16 protein-coding genes and 2 pseudogenes are annotated in these 17,363 nt (G+C 56.2%); 7 read left to right on the forward strand and 11 right to left on the reverse strand.

Translation table 11 applies throughout. The features are described from left to right. Window positions 1-55: 55 nt before the first annotated feature. The 5 genes and pseudogenes from QRN33_RS21925 (at window position 56) to QRN33_RS21940 (ending at window position 4,276) form a co-directional block, all read left to right on the forward strand. Complete coding sequence (locus QRN33_RS21925) at window positions 56-1,369, forward strand: MFS transporter (RefSeq protein ID WP_123420090.1); 1,314 nt, start codon at window positions 56-58, stop codon at window positions 1,367-1,369. Window positions 1,370-1,572: 203 nt separating this feature from the next. Further along, window positions 1,573-2,211 (forward strand): annotated as a pseudogene (locus QRN33_RS26760) (PAS domain-containing protein); the annotation flags it as partial. A 150-nt stretch (window positions 2,212-2,361) separates the two neighbouring features. Then, window positions 2,362-2,799 (forward strand): annotated as a pseudogene (locus QRN33_RS26765) (methyl-accepting chemotaxis protein); the annotation flags it as partial. A gap of 171 nt (window positions 2,800-2,970) precedes the next feature. Next, window positions 2,971-3,570: a flavin reductase family protein gene (locus tag QRN33_RS21935; RefSeq protein WP_042609691.1), complete on the forward strand. Its 600-nt coding sequence runs from the start codon at window positions 2,971-2,973 to the stop codon at window positions 3,568-3,570. Between the two features lie 73 nt (window positions 3,571-3,643). Next, window positions 3,644-4,276: a LysE family translocator gene (locus QRN33_RS21940; RefSeq protein ID WP_083353567.1), complete on the forward strand. Its 633-nt coding sequence runs from the start codon at window positions 3,644-3,646 to the stop codon at window positions 4,274-4,276. 71 nt (window positions 4,277-4,347) lie between these two features. Here the strand turns inward: QRN33_RS21940 and ggt are convergent, their stop codons facing one another. Next, window positions 4,348-6,180 carry a gamma-glutamyltransferase gene (gene ggt, locus QRN33_RS21945; protein WP_285410076.1) on the reverse strand — a complete coding sequence of 611 codons (1,833 nt, stop codon included), beginning with the start codon at window positions 6,178-6,180 and terminating at the stop codon, window positions 4,348-4,350. Window positions 6,181-6,743: 563 nt separating this feature from the next. On the opposite strand from ggt, the gene QRN33_RS21950 reads away from it, so the two are divergent. Further along, window positions 6,744-7,931, forward strand: a complete 1,188-nt coding sequence (locus tag QRN33_RS21950) for a restriction endonuclease (protein ID WP_285410078.1) — start codon at window positions 6,744-6,746, stop codon at window positions 7,929-7,931. Between the two features lie 194 nt (window positions 7,932-8,125). Here the strand turns inward: QRN33_RS21950 and QRN33_RS21955 are convergent, their stop codons facing one another. The 5 genes from QRN33_RS21955 to QRN33_RS21975 all read right to left on the reverse strand — a co-directional run bounded on the left by QRN33_RS21955 (window position 8,126) and on the right by QRN33_RS21975 (window position 12,464). After that, window positions 8,126-8,326 (reverse strand): hypothetical protein, encoded by a 201-nt coding sequence (locus tag QRN33_RS21955; RefSeq protein ID WP_285410079.1) that lies wholly within the window; start codon window positions 8,324-8,326, stop codon window positions 8,126-8,128. 104 nt (window positions 8,327-8,430) lie between these two features. Beyond that, window positions 8,431-8,922, reverse strand: a complete 492-nt coding sequence (locus QRN33_RS21960) for a hypothetical protein (protein WP_285410080.1) — start codon at window positions 8,920-8,922, stop codon at window positions 8,431-8,433. Further along, window positions 8,919-9,416, reverse strand: coding sequence for a toxin-antitoxin system HicB family antitoxin (locus QRN33_RS21965; RefSeq protein WP_285410082.1), 498 nt, complete (start codon window positions 9,414-9,416; stop codon window positions 8,919-8,921). Before QRN33_RS21965 ends, QRN33_RS21960 begins: the two co-directional genes overlap by 4 nt. Window positions 9,417-10,588: 1,172 nt before the next feature. Next, complete coding sequence (locus QRN33_RS21970) at window positions 10,589-11,449, reverse strand: death domain-containing protein (RefSeq protein ID WP_285410083.1); 861 nt, start codon at window positions 11,447-11,449, stop codon at window positions 10,589-10,591. 406 nt (window positions 11,450-11,855) lie between these two features. After that, a complete protein-coding gene (locus QRN33_RS21975) occupies window positions 11,856-12,464 on the reverse strand; it encodes a hypothetical protein (RefSeq protein WP_285410085.1) in 609 nt (202 codons plus the stop codon). 327 nt (window positions 12,465-12,791) lie between these two features. Here QRN33_RS21975 and QRN33_RS21980 point away from each other — a divergent pair, with 327 nt between their 5' ends. Then, complete coding sequence (locus QRN33_RS21980; RefSeq protein ID WP_150691806.1) at window positions 12,792-13,196, forward strand: hypothetical protein; 405 nt, start codon at window positions 12,792-12,794, stop codon at window positions 13,194-13,196. A gap of 92 nt (window positions 13,197-13,288) precedes the next feature. Here the strand turns inward: QRN33_RS21980 and QRN33_RS21985 are convergent, their stop codons facing one another. The 5 genes from QRN33_RS21985 to QRN33_RS22005 form a co-directional block, all read right to left on the reverse strand. Continuing rightward, window positions 13,289-14,737, reverse strand: a complete 1,449-nt coding sequence (locus QRN33_RS21985; RefSeq protein ID WP_285410088.1) for a hypothetical protein — start codon at window positions 14,735-14,737, stop codon at window positions 13,289-13,291. 207 nt (window positions 14,738-14,944) lie between these two features. After that, window positions 14,945-15,298, reverse strand: a complete 354-nt coding sequence (locus QRN33_RS21990) for a hypothetical protein (RefSeq protein WP_285410090.1) — start codon at window positions 15,296-15,298, stop codon at window positions 14,945-14,947. A 68-nt stretch (window positions 15,299-15,366) separates the two neighbouring features. Then, complete coding sequence (locus tag QRN33_RS21995) at window positions 15,367-15,966, reverse strand: tail assembly protein (protein WP_285410091.1); 600 nt, start codon at window positions 15,964-15,966, stop codon at window positions 15,367-15,369. Between the two features lie 3 nt (window positions 15,967-15,969). Further along, the gene (locus QRN33_RS22000; protein WP_285410093.1) at window positions 15,970-16,320 is read right to left on the reverse strand and encodes a hypothetical protein; all 351 of its coding nucleotides are present in this window, start codon (window positions 16,318-16,320) and stop codon (window positions 15,970-15,972) included. Between the two features lie 111 nt (window positions 16,321-16,431). Next, window positions 16,432-17,037: a hypothetical protein gene (locus QRN33_RS22005; RefSeq protein WP_285410095.1), complete on the reverse strand. Its 606-nt coding sequence runs from the start codon at window positions 17,035-17,037 to the stop codon at window positions 16,432-16,434. Window positions 17,038-17,363 lie beyond the last annotated feature (326 nt).

A 17,363-nucleotide genomic window follows, 5' to 3' on the forward strand; every position in this document is an offset into this window, starting at 1 on the left:
GCATTTGCGTAGACCATGGGCGCCTTGGTTTTTGCCGATGCCTGAGTTCTTTGTCATGACTGCCCACTCCCCAGCCCGACCGGCGCCATTCAGCCGTTCCGACTACAAGACCCTCGGCCTTGCGGCGCTCGGCGGGGCGCTGGAAATCTACGATTTCATCATTTTCGTGTTCTTCGCGCTGACCCTGAGTCAGCTGTTCTTCCCGCCGGAAATGCCCGAGTGGCTGAGGTTGCTGCAGAGCTTCGGCATCTTCGTTACCGGTTATCTGGCGCGGCCACTGGGCGGGATTCTGATGGCGCATTTCGCCGACCGCCTGGGCCGCAAAAAAGTCTTCAGCCTGAGCATTCTGATGATGGCGCTGCCGTGCCTCTTGATCGGAATCATGCCGACCTACGCACAGATCGGCTATTTCGCACCCTTGCTGTTGCTGGCGCTGCGCATTCTGCAAGGCGCGGCCGTGGGCGGCGAAGTGCCGAGTGCCTGGGTGTTCGTCGCCGAGCACGCGCCTATCGGGCATCGCGGTTACGCCCTCGGATTTTTGCAGGCTGGCCTGACTTTCGGTTACCTGATCGGCGCACTGACCGCGACTTTCCTCGCGCAAGTCTTTACCTCCGCCGAAATTCTCGACTACGCCTGGCGCTACCCGTTTCTGCTCGGTGGCGTGTTCGGCGTGGTGGGCGTTTATCTGCGTCGCTGGCTCAGCGAAACCCCGGTGTTCATGGCCATGGAAGCGCAACGCGAGGCGCGGGTCGAGCTGCCGCTGCGCACGGTGTTGCGTGAGCATCGGCTGGCCATGCTGCCGGCCATGCTGCTCACCTGCGTGCTGACCTCGGCAGTGGTGGTGTTCGTGGTCATCACCCCGACCATGATGCAGAAAACCTTCGGCATGACCGCCAGCCACACCTTCGGCCTCAGTGCCTTGGGCATCGTTTTTCTCAATATCGGCTGCGTGATCGCCGGGCTGCTGGTCGACCGCATTGGCGCCTGGCGTACGGTCATGCTCTACAGCCTGTTGCTGCCATTGGGCATTGGCGTGTTGTATGGCTGTTTGAACACGGGCGGGCACTGGATTGGCATTGCCTATGCGGTCGCAGGTCTGGCTTGTGGGGTAGTGGGTGCGGTGCCTTCGGTAATGGTCGGGTTGTTCCCGGCGCGGATTCGCGTGTCGGGCATTTCCTTCACCTACAACATTGCCTACGCGGCGTGGGCAAGTATCACACCTCTGTTGCTGATTGGTCTGATGCCGTGGAGCCCATGGATCTGCGTGATGTTCTGTGCAGTGATGGGCGCGGTGGGGATTTTGACGGCGGCGTATTTCGCTGCGCGCATGCCGCGCACGGGGCCATGTCAGGTTGCGGGCGCTGCCTGAGCCGCAAGCGCCGGACTATTTTCGACTGGCGGGTCTTGAGCCCGCTTCAGAAAAACTCCGCCAGGCCGATGGCTAGGTTGTATCCGCTTACTACCTGCCATCGGTGCTTTCCCATGTTCAATACTCGCTTGAAGCAAGAGCTGGCCGCTCTCCGTGAAGAACTCTCCAGCCTTGAACAAGTGAAGGAAAGCCTGGAAAGCGAAATGCTCGCGCTGACCCTTGAGCCCGACGGGCGGATTCGTTCGGTCAACCAGAACTTCCTCAATGAAATGTTCTACAAGAGCCAGGATTTGATCGGCCGGGCGATCGAAGACATCGTGCCGGCTCACGTCAAAACCGACGAATTCCACCAGCGCTTCAAGAACTCGATGAGCCGCGGCGAGCATTTCGCCGGCGCCGTGCGCCTGTTGCGCGGCAATGGTGGCGAGGCGTGGCTGCGTTCGATCGTGCAACCGGTACGCGCCTCCGATGGCCGGATCAGACACATCTCCTTCTACGCCAGCGACCTCACCCGCACCATCGAAGCCTCACGCGAGCATGAAAACCTGATCGGTGCGCTGGTGCGTTCCACTGCCGTGATCGAGTTCGACCTCAGCGGCAATGTGCTCAGCGCCAATGATCGCTTTCTAAACGGCATGGGTTACAGCCTGGCGCAGATCAAAGGCAAACATCACCGCACGTTCTGCGCCCCGGAAGAATACAACAGCGCCGAATACCAGAATTTCTGGCGGCGCCTGAACAGCGGTGAGTTCGTCGCAGGCCGCTTCAAGCGGATCGACAGCCATGGTCGTACGGTGTGGCTTGAGGCGTCATACAACCCGGTGGTCGATGCCAACGACAAACTGTACAAAGTGGTGAAGTTCGCCACGGTGATCACCGATCAGGTCAATCGCGAGCAAGCGGTTGCCGACGCAGCGAGCATCGCTTACAGCACTTCGCAACAAACCGATAGCACCGCGCAACGCGGCACCACGGTGGTCACCGAAGCGGTGAACGTGATGCGTGACCTGTCACGGCACATGCAAGCGGCCGGTGAAGGGATCGAGGCGCTGAACGAGCAGTCGCTGGTGATCGGCACCATCGTCAAAACCATCAGCGGCATTGCCGAACAGACCAACCTGCTGGCGCTCAACGCCGCCATCGAAGCCGCCCGTGCCGGCGAACAGGGCCGCGGATTTGCCGTGGTCGCGGACGAAGTCCGGCAACTGGCCTCGCGCACCAGCCAGGCAACCGATGAAATCGTCGGCGTGGTGCGGCAGAACCAGGAAATGGCCCGCAGCGCGGTGGCATTGATGACCGACGGCAAGCTTCAGGCTGAACAAGGCCTGGCACTGGCAGCGGAGGCGGGCACGGTGATCGTTGAGATTCAGGACGGTGCGCAGAAAGTGGTGGATGCGGTGGGGCAGTTTGCCAATCAGCTCTCCCATTGACACCGCACTGATCGTTCCCTTGTAGGAGTGAGCCTGCTCGCGATAGCGGTCTGACATTCAACATTGATGTTGACTGGCAGACCGTTATCGCGAGCAGGCTCACTCCTACAGGTTCTGTGATTCTCCAGTGACAACGCTACAATCGGCTCCTTTTCCCCCGGAGCAGATCCCATGAGCGACTCCCACCGCCGTCCGGTACCCCTGAACAAAGCCTATCGCCTGCTCAATCACGGGCCGACCGTTCTCGTCAGTGCCGCTCACGACGGGCAACGCAATATCATGGCCGCCGCTTGGGCCATGCCGCTGGATTTCGAACCGCCGAAAGTCGCCGTCGTCCTCGACAAATCCACCTGGACCCGCCAGTTGCTCGAAGCCTCCGGCACCTTTGTGCTGAACGTGCCGTGCGTCAATCAGGCCGATATCGTGCAAACCGTCGGCAACACGTCCGGCCTGGAAATCAACCGAGACCAAGGACGAGACAAATTTCAGGCGTATGGTCTGCACACCTTCGCGGGCGAACACATTGAAGCGCCGTTGCTGGAAGGCTGTGTCGCCTGGCTCGAATGCCGCCTGCTGCCGGAGCCGCGCAATCACGAGCAATACGACCTGTTCCTCGCCGAAGTCATCGCCGCCCAGGCCGACGAGCGTGTGTTCAGCGACGGCCGCTGGCATTTCGAAGGGCAGGATGGTTTGCGCACGCTGCATCATGTGGCGGGCGGGCATTTCCTGAAGATTGGTGACGGAGTGGACGGCAAGACGCTTGCGGTTTAACGGGTGTTGATGGAAAACCGTCAGCGGATGTAGCAAGGTAGACGTCTCATTTCACCTGACAGGCGCAACGCTCATGGACGTTTCTGTTGCCGGTTATCTGGCCCCTTTGCTGTCGCTTACGCTGTTGTGGACAGTGGCGGTGGTCACGCCCGGACCGAATTTCTTCAACATCGCGCAACTCGCGGCCAGTCACTCGCGCCGACATGGCGTGGTGGCTGCGCTGGGCGTGGCCACCGGCACGGTGCTGTGGGGCCTTGCCGGCGGCTTGGGAATCAAGACGCTGTTCAGCGCCGCGCCGACCCTCTATCTGGGCTTCAAGATTGCCGGCGGTTGCTACCTGATTTATCTGGGAGTGAAGCAATTCAAGCGCAAGGCTGCGATTGCCCCGGGTACGCCGGCTGCGCCCCGGCAGACTTATTTCGGCGTCTACGCTCGCGGTTTCCTCGGCAACATGACCAACCCGAAATCGGCACTGTTCGTCGCCACCATCTTCGCCACCGCCATGCCGGCCCACGTACCGCCGCTCCTGCTGGCGCTGGCCGTGCTAACCATGGCCACGCTGTCGTTCAGTTGGTATTGCAGTGTCGCCCTGTTCTTCGCCAGCCGCCGGGTTGCCGGTGTCTACGAGCGGTCACGCCAGTGGCTGGATCGGTTGGCAGGTGGGTGCTATTTGCTGTTTGGGGTGCATTTGGTGGCGAATCGCTGATCGATAAGACAGTAGCCGTGAGGAGAAAAAACTTACCTCCCGGTAAGCCTTTTCTCCCCACTTCGTAATACTCAATCCCCCAACGCTTCTCCCTCACGCCGAGGATCGGCTCCCCCCGTCAACGTCGCTTTGCCTTGCGCATCCTTCACCCGCACGATCGCCTGGGTGCCGCTGGTCATGTCGATTTCGCTGACCGCGTGACCCTTGTCCTTGAGTGCCTGAATCAGCGCCGGGCTGAACTGTCCCTGTTCCAGTTCGGTCGGGCCGTTGCGGCTGCCGAAGTTGGGCAGGTTGATCGCACTTTGCGCGTCGAGATTCCAGTCGAGCAGGCCGATAGTGGTTTTGGCGACGTATTCGATGATTTGCGAACCGCCGGGCGAGCCGACTGTGGCGACGAATTCGCCAGTGTTGCGATCAAAGATCAATGTCGGCGCCATCGACGAGCGTGGGCGTTTCCCCGGTTCGACGCGGTTGGCGACTTTCTGCCCGTTCTCTTCGGGGATGAACGAGAAGTCGGTCATCTGGTTGTTCAGCAGAAAACCCTGAACCATCAGGTGCGAGCCGAACGCGGCTTCGATGGTGGTGGTCATCGACACGGCGCCGCCGAGGTCATCCACCGCCACCACTTGCGAGGTCGAGATGCGCAGCGGCGAGCGATCCGGTGCATAGGCCACCTGCACGCCCGGCGGTGTACCCGGTCTGGCGCTGCCCATGCTGCGTTCGCTGATCAGGCTGGCGCGGCTGGCCAGATAGGCCGGATCGAGCAGCCCTTTTACCGGCACCGGGGCGAAGTCGGTGTCGGCGACGTATTGCGCGCGGTCGGCATAGGCCAGGCGTTCGGCCTCGGCAATCAGATGCACCGCTTGCGGATTCGGTTCGATGCCGGCCGGCTTATTGGTTTGCACTGGTTTGAGCGGGGTAAGTGACAGGCGTGGGTCGCGAGTTTCCAGCGCCTGCAACGTGCCGAGAATCTGCGCCACGGCGATCCCTCCCGACGACGGCGGCGGCATGCCGCAGACCTGCCAGCGTTTGTAATCGGTACACAGCGGCGCGCGTTCCTTGGCCTGATAGCGCTGCAAATCGCTGAGCGACAGGCTGCCTGGGTTGGCGTGCTGTTGAACCTTGGCGACAATTTCTTCGGCGATCGGACCTTTGTACAGCGCATCGGCACCTTCGCTGGCGATGCGCTTGAACACGGCGGCCAACTTCGGGTTCTGCAGGCGCGTGCCGACAGCTTTGACGCTGCCATCGTCATTGAGAAAGTACGCGGCCATGTCTGGCGACTGGCGTATTAGTGGGTCGGCGGTCAGCAGCGAATGCAGGCGCGGGGAAATCGCAAAGCCTTGCTCGGCCAGTTCGATCGCCGGCTCAAACAGCTTCGGCCACGGCAGGCGACCGTGCTTTCGATGCGCCAGCTCCAGCGCGCGCAATACCCCCGGCGTACCGACCGAGCGCCCGCCGATCTGCGCTTGCGTGAAGGCCATCGGTTTACCATCAGTCTTCAGGAACAGCTCCTCGGTGGCCCCGGCAGGCGCCGTTTCGCGGCCGTCATAGGTGCGCACCTGCTTGCCATCCCACAACACAATCATCGCCCCGCCACCGATCCCGGAAGACTGCGGCTCAACCAGCGTCAACACCGCCTGCATCGCAATCGCCGCATCAATCGCCGAACCACCCTGACGCAACATTTCCCGCCCGGCTTCAGCCGCCAGCGGATTGGCAGCGGCGGCCATGTGTTTATCGGCGTGACGGGTTTGCAGATCAGTGCGGTAACCGGAAGCGGCTTCCGGTGCCAGCGGCAAGGAAGAAGAGGGCGGGGCATTGCATGCGGTGAGGGTCAGGGCGCTGACAAGCAGTGTCAGGGCTGGCAGGCGAAAGCGGCTCAAGGGCTGGGTTGGAAACACGCGGGCTCTCCGTCCGTGGGGTAGAAGTCTTGAGGGACTTTATCGAGCGGGCGGGTGGGGTGCAAACCGGGTGGGGATTACTGCCCCCCCGCTCAGCGGCGGCGCCAATCGATTGGCCGAAAACGATGCCCTTGTGGGAGCGAGCCTGCTCGCGAAAGCGATCCCCGCGGAGTTTTTCTGTTGGGATGCGCGCCATTGATCCGCTGAGGTAAGCGGTAGTTTACGAGTGAAGCAAAGCGCAACTTTTCTCAAGGCATAAAAAAACGGCCTACCTTTCGGTAAGCCGTTTTTAGTACTTGGTGGCTACACAGGCAATTGAACTGGACTACTAACCTACTGTATTTACTGAATATCTGTAAGTGATGATATTCAAGGGATACACCAGGGGATACAGGGCGCCTTCTGCTGGCTCTCCGAGAACCTCTTACGTTGACGGTAACGCGGGCCCAAATTCATACCGACGAGCGGTCGGCAGTGAGAGCTATGATTCCAGGATCTGTTTAGTTTCGGTCGACGTCAGGTGACGGATTAATGCAAGCGATTGCTGAATACAAGGAGTGACCATGGCGGCATTTACCGATTTTCAGCTCGAGGAAAAAATCAAATCGGTGCAAGGCGCTATCCAGGATTGGGCCGTTTCAAATGATCTATGGCAAAGCACTGGATTTCAAACTTATGCACATCGTGTTGGGGGAGAGCCCGGGAATCAAGCTGTAGCGTTCATTCAGCATTTTGAAGGCCACCTACGCGACGTAGTTGATGGCTCTGCTGATCAGCGGCTGTACTCGGAATATGAAGCAATTGTCGAATCTCATGGCTTTTGGTTTGAGAACATTGATGGTGTCTCCGTCCACTTCTATCCTTTCGAGCAGGATTGGGCTGATGCATTTGATGAATACTTTCATTGGCAGTGGGTGTGCGGGCTGGTGAAAGAGGATTGTGGGGATGTTCATGAAGAACTTTATGCCCATTTTGCCAAGCGCCCGGAAGATCTGCGGCGCCTGGGACATCGCCAGTTCGAGATACTGCTCTTTCGAATATTTCAGAATCACGGATTTGAAGCGGAACTTGGACCGGGCTCTGGTGATGGAGGGGTGGACGTTCGATTGTTTCAGCGAGGGCCGCTAGGTGACGTAATGACATTTGTTCAAGCAAAGAGGTACGCGCAGCGCAGAAAGATAAATGTTGAGGCTGTCGCCGCCCTTCGAGGTGTAATGGCTGATTCAGATGTTGAGCATGGCATATTTGTCACTACGTCCGAATATCTACCAAGCGCTCGAAAGTTCGCCGCACGTTCAACGGCACAGATTGAGCTCCGAACCTCTAGTGACGTTGCTAACTGGTGTCGTGATGCGACGAACGGCGTGATCGCGGACAAGTCAAAATTGATTTCCGATGCTCACGTTCTGAATCAGATTAGGCAGGTTGGAGGAGGTCCGGACTATCGGATTGTTCACGCATCGACTGGCTACACGATGATGCAAAACTCCTTCGCTCTCGTGCTGAAAGAGAGCAAGCACGCTGCGCTTCTCATGGTCCTGCCTAAGCATCGAATATCAGGTGACGCTCATGGCTTGGAAGGGCACGAAGTGCCAGTGCTAGATGACACAGTTCTAGCATGGAAAACCGAAGCGCACGTTTTGCGGGTGACGCGCGAAGTTGATTGCGGCGGAAATGTTTCTTATTGGACCGGCAGAAATCTTTATACCAAATGGGATGGGACGAGCCAGTTTTTCAGTTGGATCGATTAATCTGGTCCTTTCTGAAACGCTCCCCTGATACGGGGTGGTGATAATTAGAGGTACCTGCTCTGTGGCTATTTGCATGGCCTGGACATCGATCGCCAACTCCGCCTGTAGCTGCTCAAGGTTCGCGGTAACACTGAGCTACCATTTCGGTAGGTCAGGTATTGGGGCTACCGGTATTCTGGTAGTTGCGGGCAGCGCTACAAACGCATATCCCTTATGACTCGCCGAGGCTCCGCTCCCTGGGTGAGTGCTCGCCTGGCATCCTTGGTGAGTTGGTCGAGCGCTTGCTCCTCGAACGCCGCCGCCATTGCGCTGGCCTTCGTCATAATCAGCAGCGCCAGCTCCGGCGGTAACACCATCTTGTCGGCAGGTAGATAATCGCAGTCAATAACGGACACGGCTCTATCCTCGGCTGCTTGCTTGGTCAGATGTTCAGAACACTGCGTTCCACTGCAATTCGTGATTAATTTCGAATTGCAAAAAAACCCCGCATTTGCGGGGTTTAGTTTTGATTGGATGGTCGTAAAAACATTGGCAGAATGACTTTTGGCATATTCATACGCATCAATTGTGATGTTACATATTCGCGCCAATAAGGCCAGACGTGGTATGAGACGTTGTTTAGAGCAAACTCATCCAGTGCAGGCTGATCTTCCGTAATGGATTTATCCGATATTTCATAGTCAGCATGCATAGTTGCTTCTATCATCGCAAGTACATCCGGTTCATCCGTATCCGTTACTTTGTCGTCCTTACAGAAAATTCTTATTCCGAGTTCCGAGGTAACTCTGAACAAAATAAACGAGTCCTCATCTTCGCCCCCCTCGATCACCGCGGAGGAGGTTACTAAATTTTTCGTTTGAAAAATAAGGCTTTCACTTCTGACATCAAACTTAGGGTCAAAGCCTTCAGCTAGTTTAGACGTAGATTCGTTTATAAAAATATCTACAAATTTCAGGCTTGCTATAGCTCTCTGCAGTGCTTCTTGGTTCATGCTACTTGTGCCGGCTGATAAGCATTGCTGGCGACAATCCTAAGATTGGATTGCCGTGTAACTTTGTGCTCTACCGGGCCAGTCAAAGTTCTGTATTTCGTTGCTACTGCTTGATAATAATCTTTGCTTGAAAGATCATGGGCAGCATCAAAGCCTCGAAAATCTGCGAGAACTGAAACTAATAAAGCGTTGAGACTTACATCTTCATTTTCAGCACAGTGTGAAAGATAACGATGTAGTGTTCTCGGGAGCCGCAAAGTTACTCTCCCGCTGTAATCTTCAACCATCGCTAGCGGCTCTGGCATTGTTTTGCCTTTTTCAGCCATTTGCATCGCGGTTGTTTCAATGCTGTCAATCACCAATGCATAAGCATCTTCATAGGAGTCGGCGTACTCCTCTAAATACGGTATTTCTTTAACTCGAGCTTGGAAGCAAATCTCGCCCTCAAAATTCCCTTTCCGAATTTCAATGGAGTAGCTGCTTGCGTCGATCATTTCATTCTCTCCAAATATTCCACAAGGTCCCTGGTGTGATCACTCAGAACCCTAGCCATCTTGCCCACGTAAACGGGCTTGATGAGGGCGTCCTTTCCATGCCCACAGTCGTAACTCGTCGACAAAAAACTCTGTATTCCGTCGTGAAAAACGATTTTGTGGTTCGCTCGACCCTCCTTGATGGTGAATCCCAAACTTTCGAGAATCACCCGCATTTCACGGCATCTGACGTTCGCCTTACGCGACCGTAAGTCCTCAATCGCGGCGGTGACTCTACAACACATATGACACCGCTGGTAGTGTCAGGTTCTGTTTTTTCATGAAATCCGTCTCGGATGGGCTGTTGAGTTTTTTTTTCTGATATCACGGCGCTACCCATCCTACGATGATTGGGGTGATGAAAGCCATTTCGCATCAACCTCCCCGTGTACCCGGGCATATTGAAAATATTGTGGTAAAGACTTCCATTGTATTGACTCTCCCCGACCTGAATCGCCGGCCGCTTCGAAACGCCTGATCGCTGGATTTGATGCTAGACGCTGGATCGCGGTTCGGCGAATCCTTTCTCGAGCACTTGGGGAGCCAGCATCGGCGCTCATAGAGGCTACCAAATGCTGAGCGATCTCCTTGACGGCATCCTGCTGATTTTTTGACGAGCCTGGTGCTGGCCAAGTTGCGTGAATGTCAGCAAAGCGTTGGTCTGTGTGGCGTTCAACGCTCCAGCTGCTGATGGCGTCAGATAAATCTGTCAGTACCTGTCAAGAATTTCGTCAAGGTGCCGTCAAGGCTAGTCAAGTATTCTGGAGGCGTTTACCTGGTGCGGTCCTAGACCACTGGTCTCGCGAGTGACCGTCCGCAGTTCTCCCTGGTTCTGGACGCGGTAGCTATCCGGTCGCCTACCCGATTTGCCGCCAGCCGGCGCTAGCGTTGGCTGCTGGGTCGAGACGGGATGATCTATGGCCTCTCCGGCTGTCCAGAGCCTGTCCAGAATCCGTCTGGGGTCTGCCATGGGTATGAGACGACCACACGGCCTACTTTGACGGAACCCGTCCGGAATAAGCCTCAGACGCCCACCATGTCTGGATTCCGTCTCATGCCTGTCTCACATTCCGTCAAAGTGTGGTCAAAGTGTTCGCAGTCAATCAAACATTCGGGACCGGCAGGCGAATCGCTCAAGCGGTACGGGGATAGAAATTCACCAGGAGCCGGTATTCCGGGAAGAACGCAGCGTAAAACCCTTCTGTTAGAACGAGCTTGGCAGTCACTTCCGCCGCGTCTGTGTAGCCAGCTTTTTTGAGCTCTGGCATCACTTGGTCGGTAATTTCAACCAGGCGACGCTCCAAGCATTCAAGGCGGTCATGCTCGATGTCCATTTGGATAACTGAGAATACGTTGTGGCCTGACGCCACTGTGCCGCCGCCCAAAGGGCCGTATGTTGTCTCATCCTCGGTAAGGAAAAATGCGTTCATGTGTACTTTCCTTAACGCAGCTCGCTCCTCGCCGGTGAGCCTCTTCCCCTTTACGCCTTGTATGACCCAACGGGCAACTGACTCCGGCCAGTTTCGATGAACAGTTTCCACTATTTCGCCGTTAGTCCATGAAGCATGGTCGTACACACCGATCGCAAAAAAGTACTCGTCAGTGATTCTGGCGAAGAGCAAAGGGCCTGCCCTTTCGACAAAACCGTTTTTGATCTGAGTTCCGAGGTGTAAGTGATAGACACCCCAATCGTTCAGCATCAGATCTGTTTTTGTTGTTTTTTCGATCAGCTTGCTCAGGTGTGGAGTTAAATCTTGACCATCTTTCACTTTTTGCTGAATTAGGTCCCAGCCAGCCTGGTGTTCTTCGGGGCACTTGAAGGTATCCGATACTCGTAGCGTCCTAGTCCTCGCGGATATTCGTCTCTGTGCTGCGTTGAAGTAATGAACGGGGACGTCTGTAGTAAGTCCGGTCGTGTCCATCCCCCATTCCTTGCTCATGATCTCCTTGAGTGTGTCGTGCCAGTCGGCCTTGAAATCCATGATCAATTTCATAGGGGCGCCCTCCAATTTGCGCATCCTGATCTTACGCGTCCGCCGACTTTTGTGAAGAACCTCCAAGCTCGCCACACCACCTCCGTGGGTTTGTTCGGCAACTGACTAGGTTGCCAGTGGAAAACACTGCAAAACCCTGGAAACCACAGTGGAAACCAGCGATTGGCAACTGCTCGCACTGGTAACTTTCCGTGGTGACCGAGTGTGGTAACCGCTGGCCTGGTTCGCGCCAGCTTCGCGTAAGAGGGTGCGAACCAAAAGTGCGAACCTCGGCTGCGAACTTGCTGCCGCCAAGCATCGGCGAGCGGGTACCGTTACTGCGTACCTGCGCTAGAAATCTCGCTCCCACTGGAATTTCGCGCGCCTCTGAGTGCGTGACGATCGTGCGTGAAATACTGCCTGAAAGCTACTTGATGCCGCACTGGTGGAGAGCGGTTTCAAGAGACTTGTCGAGAGCATATTCACCGGTCGTGGAGGCGGCTTGGTTTAAACCAACGGTGCGATAGATCACCGTTTTCCCGGCACGCATCTCATTGAGAATTGAACGAGCTTTTTCACCCGTTGCTGCGGTAAACGGAGACATTGATCGCGCAGTTGCCTCCATGGCTGTTTTGTAAGCGTTCCCGACGATTTGTTGCTGCTGAGGATCATTGGTTAAGGTTTGCATTGCCTTAAGCTGACCCTCCGGCACGTAATCCAGCGGTGTTTCGCTGGTGCTGATGGTCCACGCCTTATTCTGATCAATCCTCAATTGGACATCCCCGACGGGGATAGAGAATCGTCCTCCGCTTTTCACACCCACCCGCAGATCACCGTTAGCTACCTCGATGTATGGGTAGTATTGATTGCGGACCGTGTATACCCCGTGCTTTGTGTAATAGGCACCTACGGTCACGGCGCAACTCGATTTGTCGGTGAATTGGTCTGTATTTCGGACGGTCACCCATTCGACGGCGGGGCCGGTCGCGCAGCCAGACGTCAACAGGGCGAGGAGTAGGGCAGGAGCGAGCTTCACTTTCACATTCCTTGTATGAGGAGGGCTGGGGCGGCTCGCAATATAGCAGCCGAACATGCTGTCCGGCGGTGCCGCTTATTGTCTTTGCTCAAGGAATAACCGCTGACGTAGAAGCAGGAGGAGGTGCGCAGGCGAAGTGGTCACTGCTGGTGGTCACTGTGAATGGTCACTGACTGGATGCGTGTCTCGACGAGGCCCCTGGGTGACGCTGCGCGCCCTCGCAATCGGTGGATACCGGCGTGGATACCGGCGGATCTATTGCTTGATGGTTGAAACCTGTGAGGGATGCCGCTATTGGTAGTCTTCAATCAAAGCAGGAAGCGACGCATGCCCACAGAAACAATCGATCTTGTTGAAGCTCGGAAAATGGCCGACGAGATTCGCCGTTTGCACGATCAGTTGGAGGGCCTTATGCGGGAGGGAGGAGTTGGAAAGTCATTCTCCCCAAATGAGATTGCCTCCCTTCAATCTCGGCTGAAGTCGATCAAGGAAGAAATAAAAACCGCTGCTAAGCACGGAACCATGTCCCGGCGAAAACAAGCACAAACCCGTTTGGAAGAAATGTACTTTGGCCCAGGGCTCCGTTCCGCGTCGGCCAATTTCAGGCTCGCCGTTAATGCGAATCCAACTAGTGATAAGTGGGTTCGCGAACTGTACGACCCCGCTGGGGATCTCTCGTATACGCTTCACAACCTCGAGGCACATATTCTCAGCGAGGATCCGAGGTCATGAGCGTAAATTGCGCGCATATGCACACTTGAACGAAAAGGGCGCTTCCATGAGGCTGGCACCGTTGCCTAGCGGATCGGCCATGACGGCCTGAGTTATTGAGATTCGGTGCCCAAATCTTCCTCGCCATGAGAGACGGGGGCCGGCGGCTGCCAGCCTGTAACTGGACCGACATGGATTTTCACATCTCTGGCGAAATATTCTTGGAGGTAGGGGCCGCCTCTGTACAGGATGGCTGCGCAATCCTTTTCCAGTTCCTTGTACAAGCTGTTATCGCTCCCACAGCTGTGGAGGAGCGCCACGTTGAATGAGCAAGTTCCGCTTGTCGCCTTAACTTTCAGATATAGATCGCTTGAATCATCAATAAACTCAATGGCCCATCCGGCGTTTCTAAGAGGGCGCACCAAGTCCGCTATACACTCATCCATCAGTAAAGCTTTTCGTAGCGTAGATCCGTCATCGGTTGGCAATTTTGGGACCAATAATCCGTTTTGGCGATATTGCTTTTCTTCCAGCAGCTTGATCATCATCTGTGCCGATCCATGAAGAAGCGCCTGTTCCCATAAAAGTGTACTTTCTTTGTTCACGGTCGGGAAAAAGTCTGACGTGGAGCTATCTTGGTGATACCACGCTTCGACAAGGCCGATGGTGGCAATAGCGACTATTAACCTCGATAAGTTGGCTTGCTGCCATTCGGGGGACAGCCCATGAGCAAAGTGGTGTCTGTTCAGACGAGCAGCGCCCTTGTAGACGTCGGAGTTTTGGAAGAACGAGTCCTGTAACCATCGGCGAAACGTTTCAAATGCGAAAACCATCTCGTCCAAGCCGAAAAGATATGCAGTTGTTTTGTACGCGCTAGGAATCCACATGCCCTCAAAGTGAAGCTCTGCGGCTGTGTTGATAGCGCCAGCGATGGCTCTGTTTACTCTCTCCATCGTGGGTAGAGAGTGCGTTTCCTTAGGTAGCATCGCAGAGATCGCACCCTCAATGGCAGGGATTAACGCCGCGATACTCGCCGATTTGTACCCGGCATAAAAGGCCAAATACGCTTCTCGAGCCAGAGGCCGGATGTCAGCGAGACACGGAGAACCGCCCATTATTTGTTCTATGCATACGGCCTCGTAGGAAAGCGTGTAAATGGTGGATGTATGGTAGTTAAATAACTTAATCGCATCTTCGGCGGGGCGGTGTTCGCAGTCAGCGAGAATTGTTGTCACATCTTTTCTGCAGACCCAAAATGGTGAGAACCACTCTAGCTTTGCCCAAGTTTCTGCTGTTTTTAAATATGCATCATTCCTCTTGTTCCAGTTTAATTGGTTGTTCTCGCTCTCAACCGGGAAGCAAGCGCTTCCATGATCAGTATGAATTACCACGCAATCCGTTTTCCCGAATCTACCAACTTCTTTGCGCTCAACTTTAGATACTGCTAACCCTTTCGCCACCGCCCAGCTTTCAACGTCTTCCAAGATCACTTGGTTTTGGTCAGATTGTTTGAATCTCGCCCAAACACCGCAAAGCGCGAATTCGAATGTCGTTCGTTCCATGACGCTCTCCTAAAACAGACATTGAGTAGCGTGTATTCGACCAAGCCAAAACCTGACATCGATTGAGCCACGTCGGGTTCCTGTAGGCCTGCGGCGGCGCTACTGGAGTGGTTACCAATGGTGGTTACCATGCTTGGTTACCACCCGGCGGAGCGGAACATATGGGCTGCTGGGTAGTGCGCTCTGTCTCCTATCTCTGACACATTTTCAAAGGCACTCTTTTGTCGATCTCAGCGCGCTCTCTTTGCCTGATCCGAAGTCGAGGTATGCGCGCTGGTAAAACTTCACAGAGCTGCCAGACACGGTTTTACTGATGCTCAGAATCTCATTCGTGTTCATGTCGTTGCCGCTGACCAGTCGATAGCCCATTTCTGTTTCGGACATGGTGGCGTCTGGTCGATGCTCCTGCCACTGCGGGAAGACACAAAGCGCATAATTCTTAGGCGTCTTGCTGGAGGGGGCTGAAAACACTGGTCCTTTTTGGACGAGGGCGCCTGGAGAGTAGCAACCTGCCAAAACGAGCGTCGAGGCTGTGAGTATGACTGCTATTGAAGAGCGCATGGTGGCGTTATCCGTAACTGATAAAGTCGCGAAGCTACCATGCGCTCAATAAAAGCCCAATAACCGAGTTATGCCTTATCTTCGGCGTAGATCGAGGCCGAGATGATCATCCCGCCCCACCGACGCTCGCCGATGCAGATCGGTACCGGGTTGCCGCTGGCTGTGGTGTTCTTGGCGCTGCCGAAGGCGTAGGACGGGGAGTTTTCAGGGCCGGCGCTTTGCTTGAGCCCGGCAGCCTGCGGGCTGAGCATCTGGATAACGCCGCCGGCGGCCGTGCCAATCCCCGCACCCATGACCGCGGTCGCCGCAGCGCCAGCAGTCATGAATGACGCTATGACGATAAGCGCAACTCCGATCACTGTCTGCAGAACGCCGGCGCGCTTACTGCCGGCTATTACAGGAACAATTCGAATCTCCTGTGCCCCTCCCAGCTTCAAGTCGCGCTCGCCAATATTCCTCCGATTACGGAAAACGGCGAACTCCAAGCCTTTACTCTTGGCATTAGCCAGGTACTTCACAAAGCCAGGGTGATTCACGTCGACGGCCTTCACCGCTTCGCGAACGTCACCCGTCGAGAGCTCGTACAAGTGTTCCCGACCAAAGAGTTTCCCAGCGCTACCGCCGAGCAGGATCAGGGTTTTATTGCCAAAATTTGTTGCCATCGCCATTTGTTACTCCTGGGCGCCTTGGGCGCTGTGTTTGGGGATTTCCATGCCGAGCTGGCCGGCGAGGATCATGCGGGCGGCCAATGCGTCGTTTCGAATTGCGATCTCGCGCTTCACGTCTGGATTCCAGGCCGAGCAGTGAGTCGATTTGTACGCCCGGGCTCCCGGGTATTCGATGCGCATCAGTTCGGCTGAGATCCTGGCCTCCTCCTCGGTGTAGAAAGGCCCCTCAATCTCCACCCGCTGGCCGTCACGCACGTGCTCTACCGTCCAGACGATGTACCCGCCGATCATGCCGGGGTCAGTGGTGAAATCTGTGTCCTTGCACGCTTCCGCGAAGCGTATGTGGTGTGACATGTATTGCCTCCTTCGACGCCGTGGCGCCATTGATGGGGTGGATGCCCGGTTGTGTTGCTTCGTGTCGCGACACGTTTTCGTGATTCGCAAAACGTGTCGCGTATGGGTTACCTACTTGCCGACAATGCTCAGGGTGGGCGGGAGTTTTGGGCCAAACGGTGCGCCGGGCGCGAAGGGGGCTGGCCGCAAGTGTGCTGGGCAGTCCCTGATGAAATTGGCAGTCGCGATCTGACAGGCGTCGAACAAGGGCGCGTCGTTCCATTCCTGCCTGCGACGCGCGGCGCTGTCTTCCAGGGAGCGGGCGAACACCAACTCCGCCAAACCGTTCACGCCGTCTTTCCTCGCCGCCTCACGCTCCACGGTGTTTACCGCCAGCAGATCGCACACCCGGTCGAATCCCAAGCCATCCATCAGGCCTTCGGTGTCCAGCATCAACGATCTGCCAAAGGCGCCGAGCACCTTGCGTAAGTCGTCCAACTCGGCCCGCCGATGCTCCGTGGCTTGCTGCTGGAGTTCGTCGATCCTGCTGGTGGTGAAGGGTAGGAAGGCGCGAAGTTTCCCGGCCTCCCGCCGTATATCCCGGCGCTCGTTTCGGATGGCGTCCGCCCTCTGTCCGAAGATTCGGCAGATCCGGCGGGTGGTGATCAGGCTCGTACTCATGCTGGCGCCTGGCTTTTGCGCGATTTCCAGCAGGGCTATGACGATATTGGTCTTCATGGCTGTGTCTCCATGGGCGTGCGGTCGTAATCAGCGCGCAGCTCGGCACCAGCGCCGCAATAGCGATTGGTGGGCGCGTAGCACAATCGGCAGGCCATGATGTGGTTGAGGTATGCGTCGCGCGCCCGCCGCCACTCAGGCGTTGCTGTCGCGGCGCTTGCGTGAGGCTCAGTCACGAACTGGGGGCGACGCTCGGCATGGGTGATCAGCGCTAGCGACGGACGAGGCGCAGGGCGTCGCGGGTTCTCCGTGGAGGTATTCGCGATGGTTGGCGGCATGTGATCGAGCAGACTGGAAAGGAGGCTCACGGCTTCACCTCGCCCGAT

The organism is Pseudomonas sp. FR229a (assembly GCF_030209115.1).
Taxonomy (GTDB): domain Bacteria; phylum Pseudomonadota; class Gammaproteobacteria; order Pseudomonadales; family Pseudomonadaceae; genus Aquipseudomonas; species Aquipseudomonas moraviensis_A.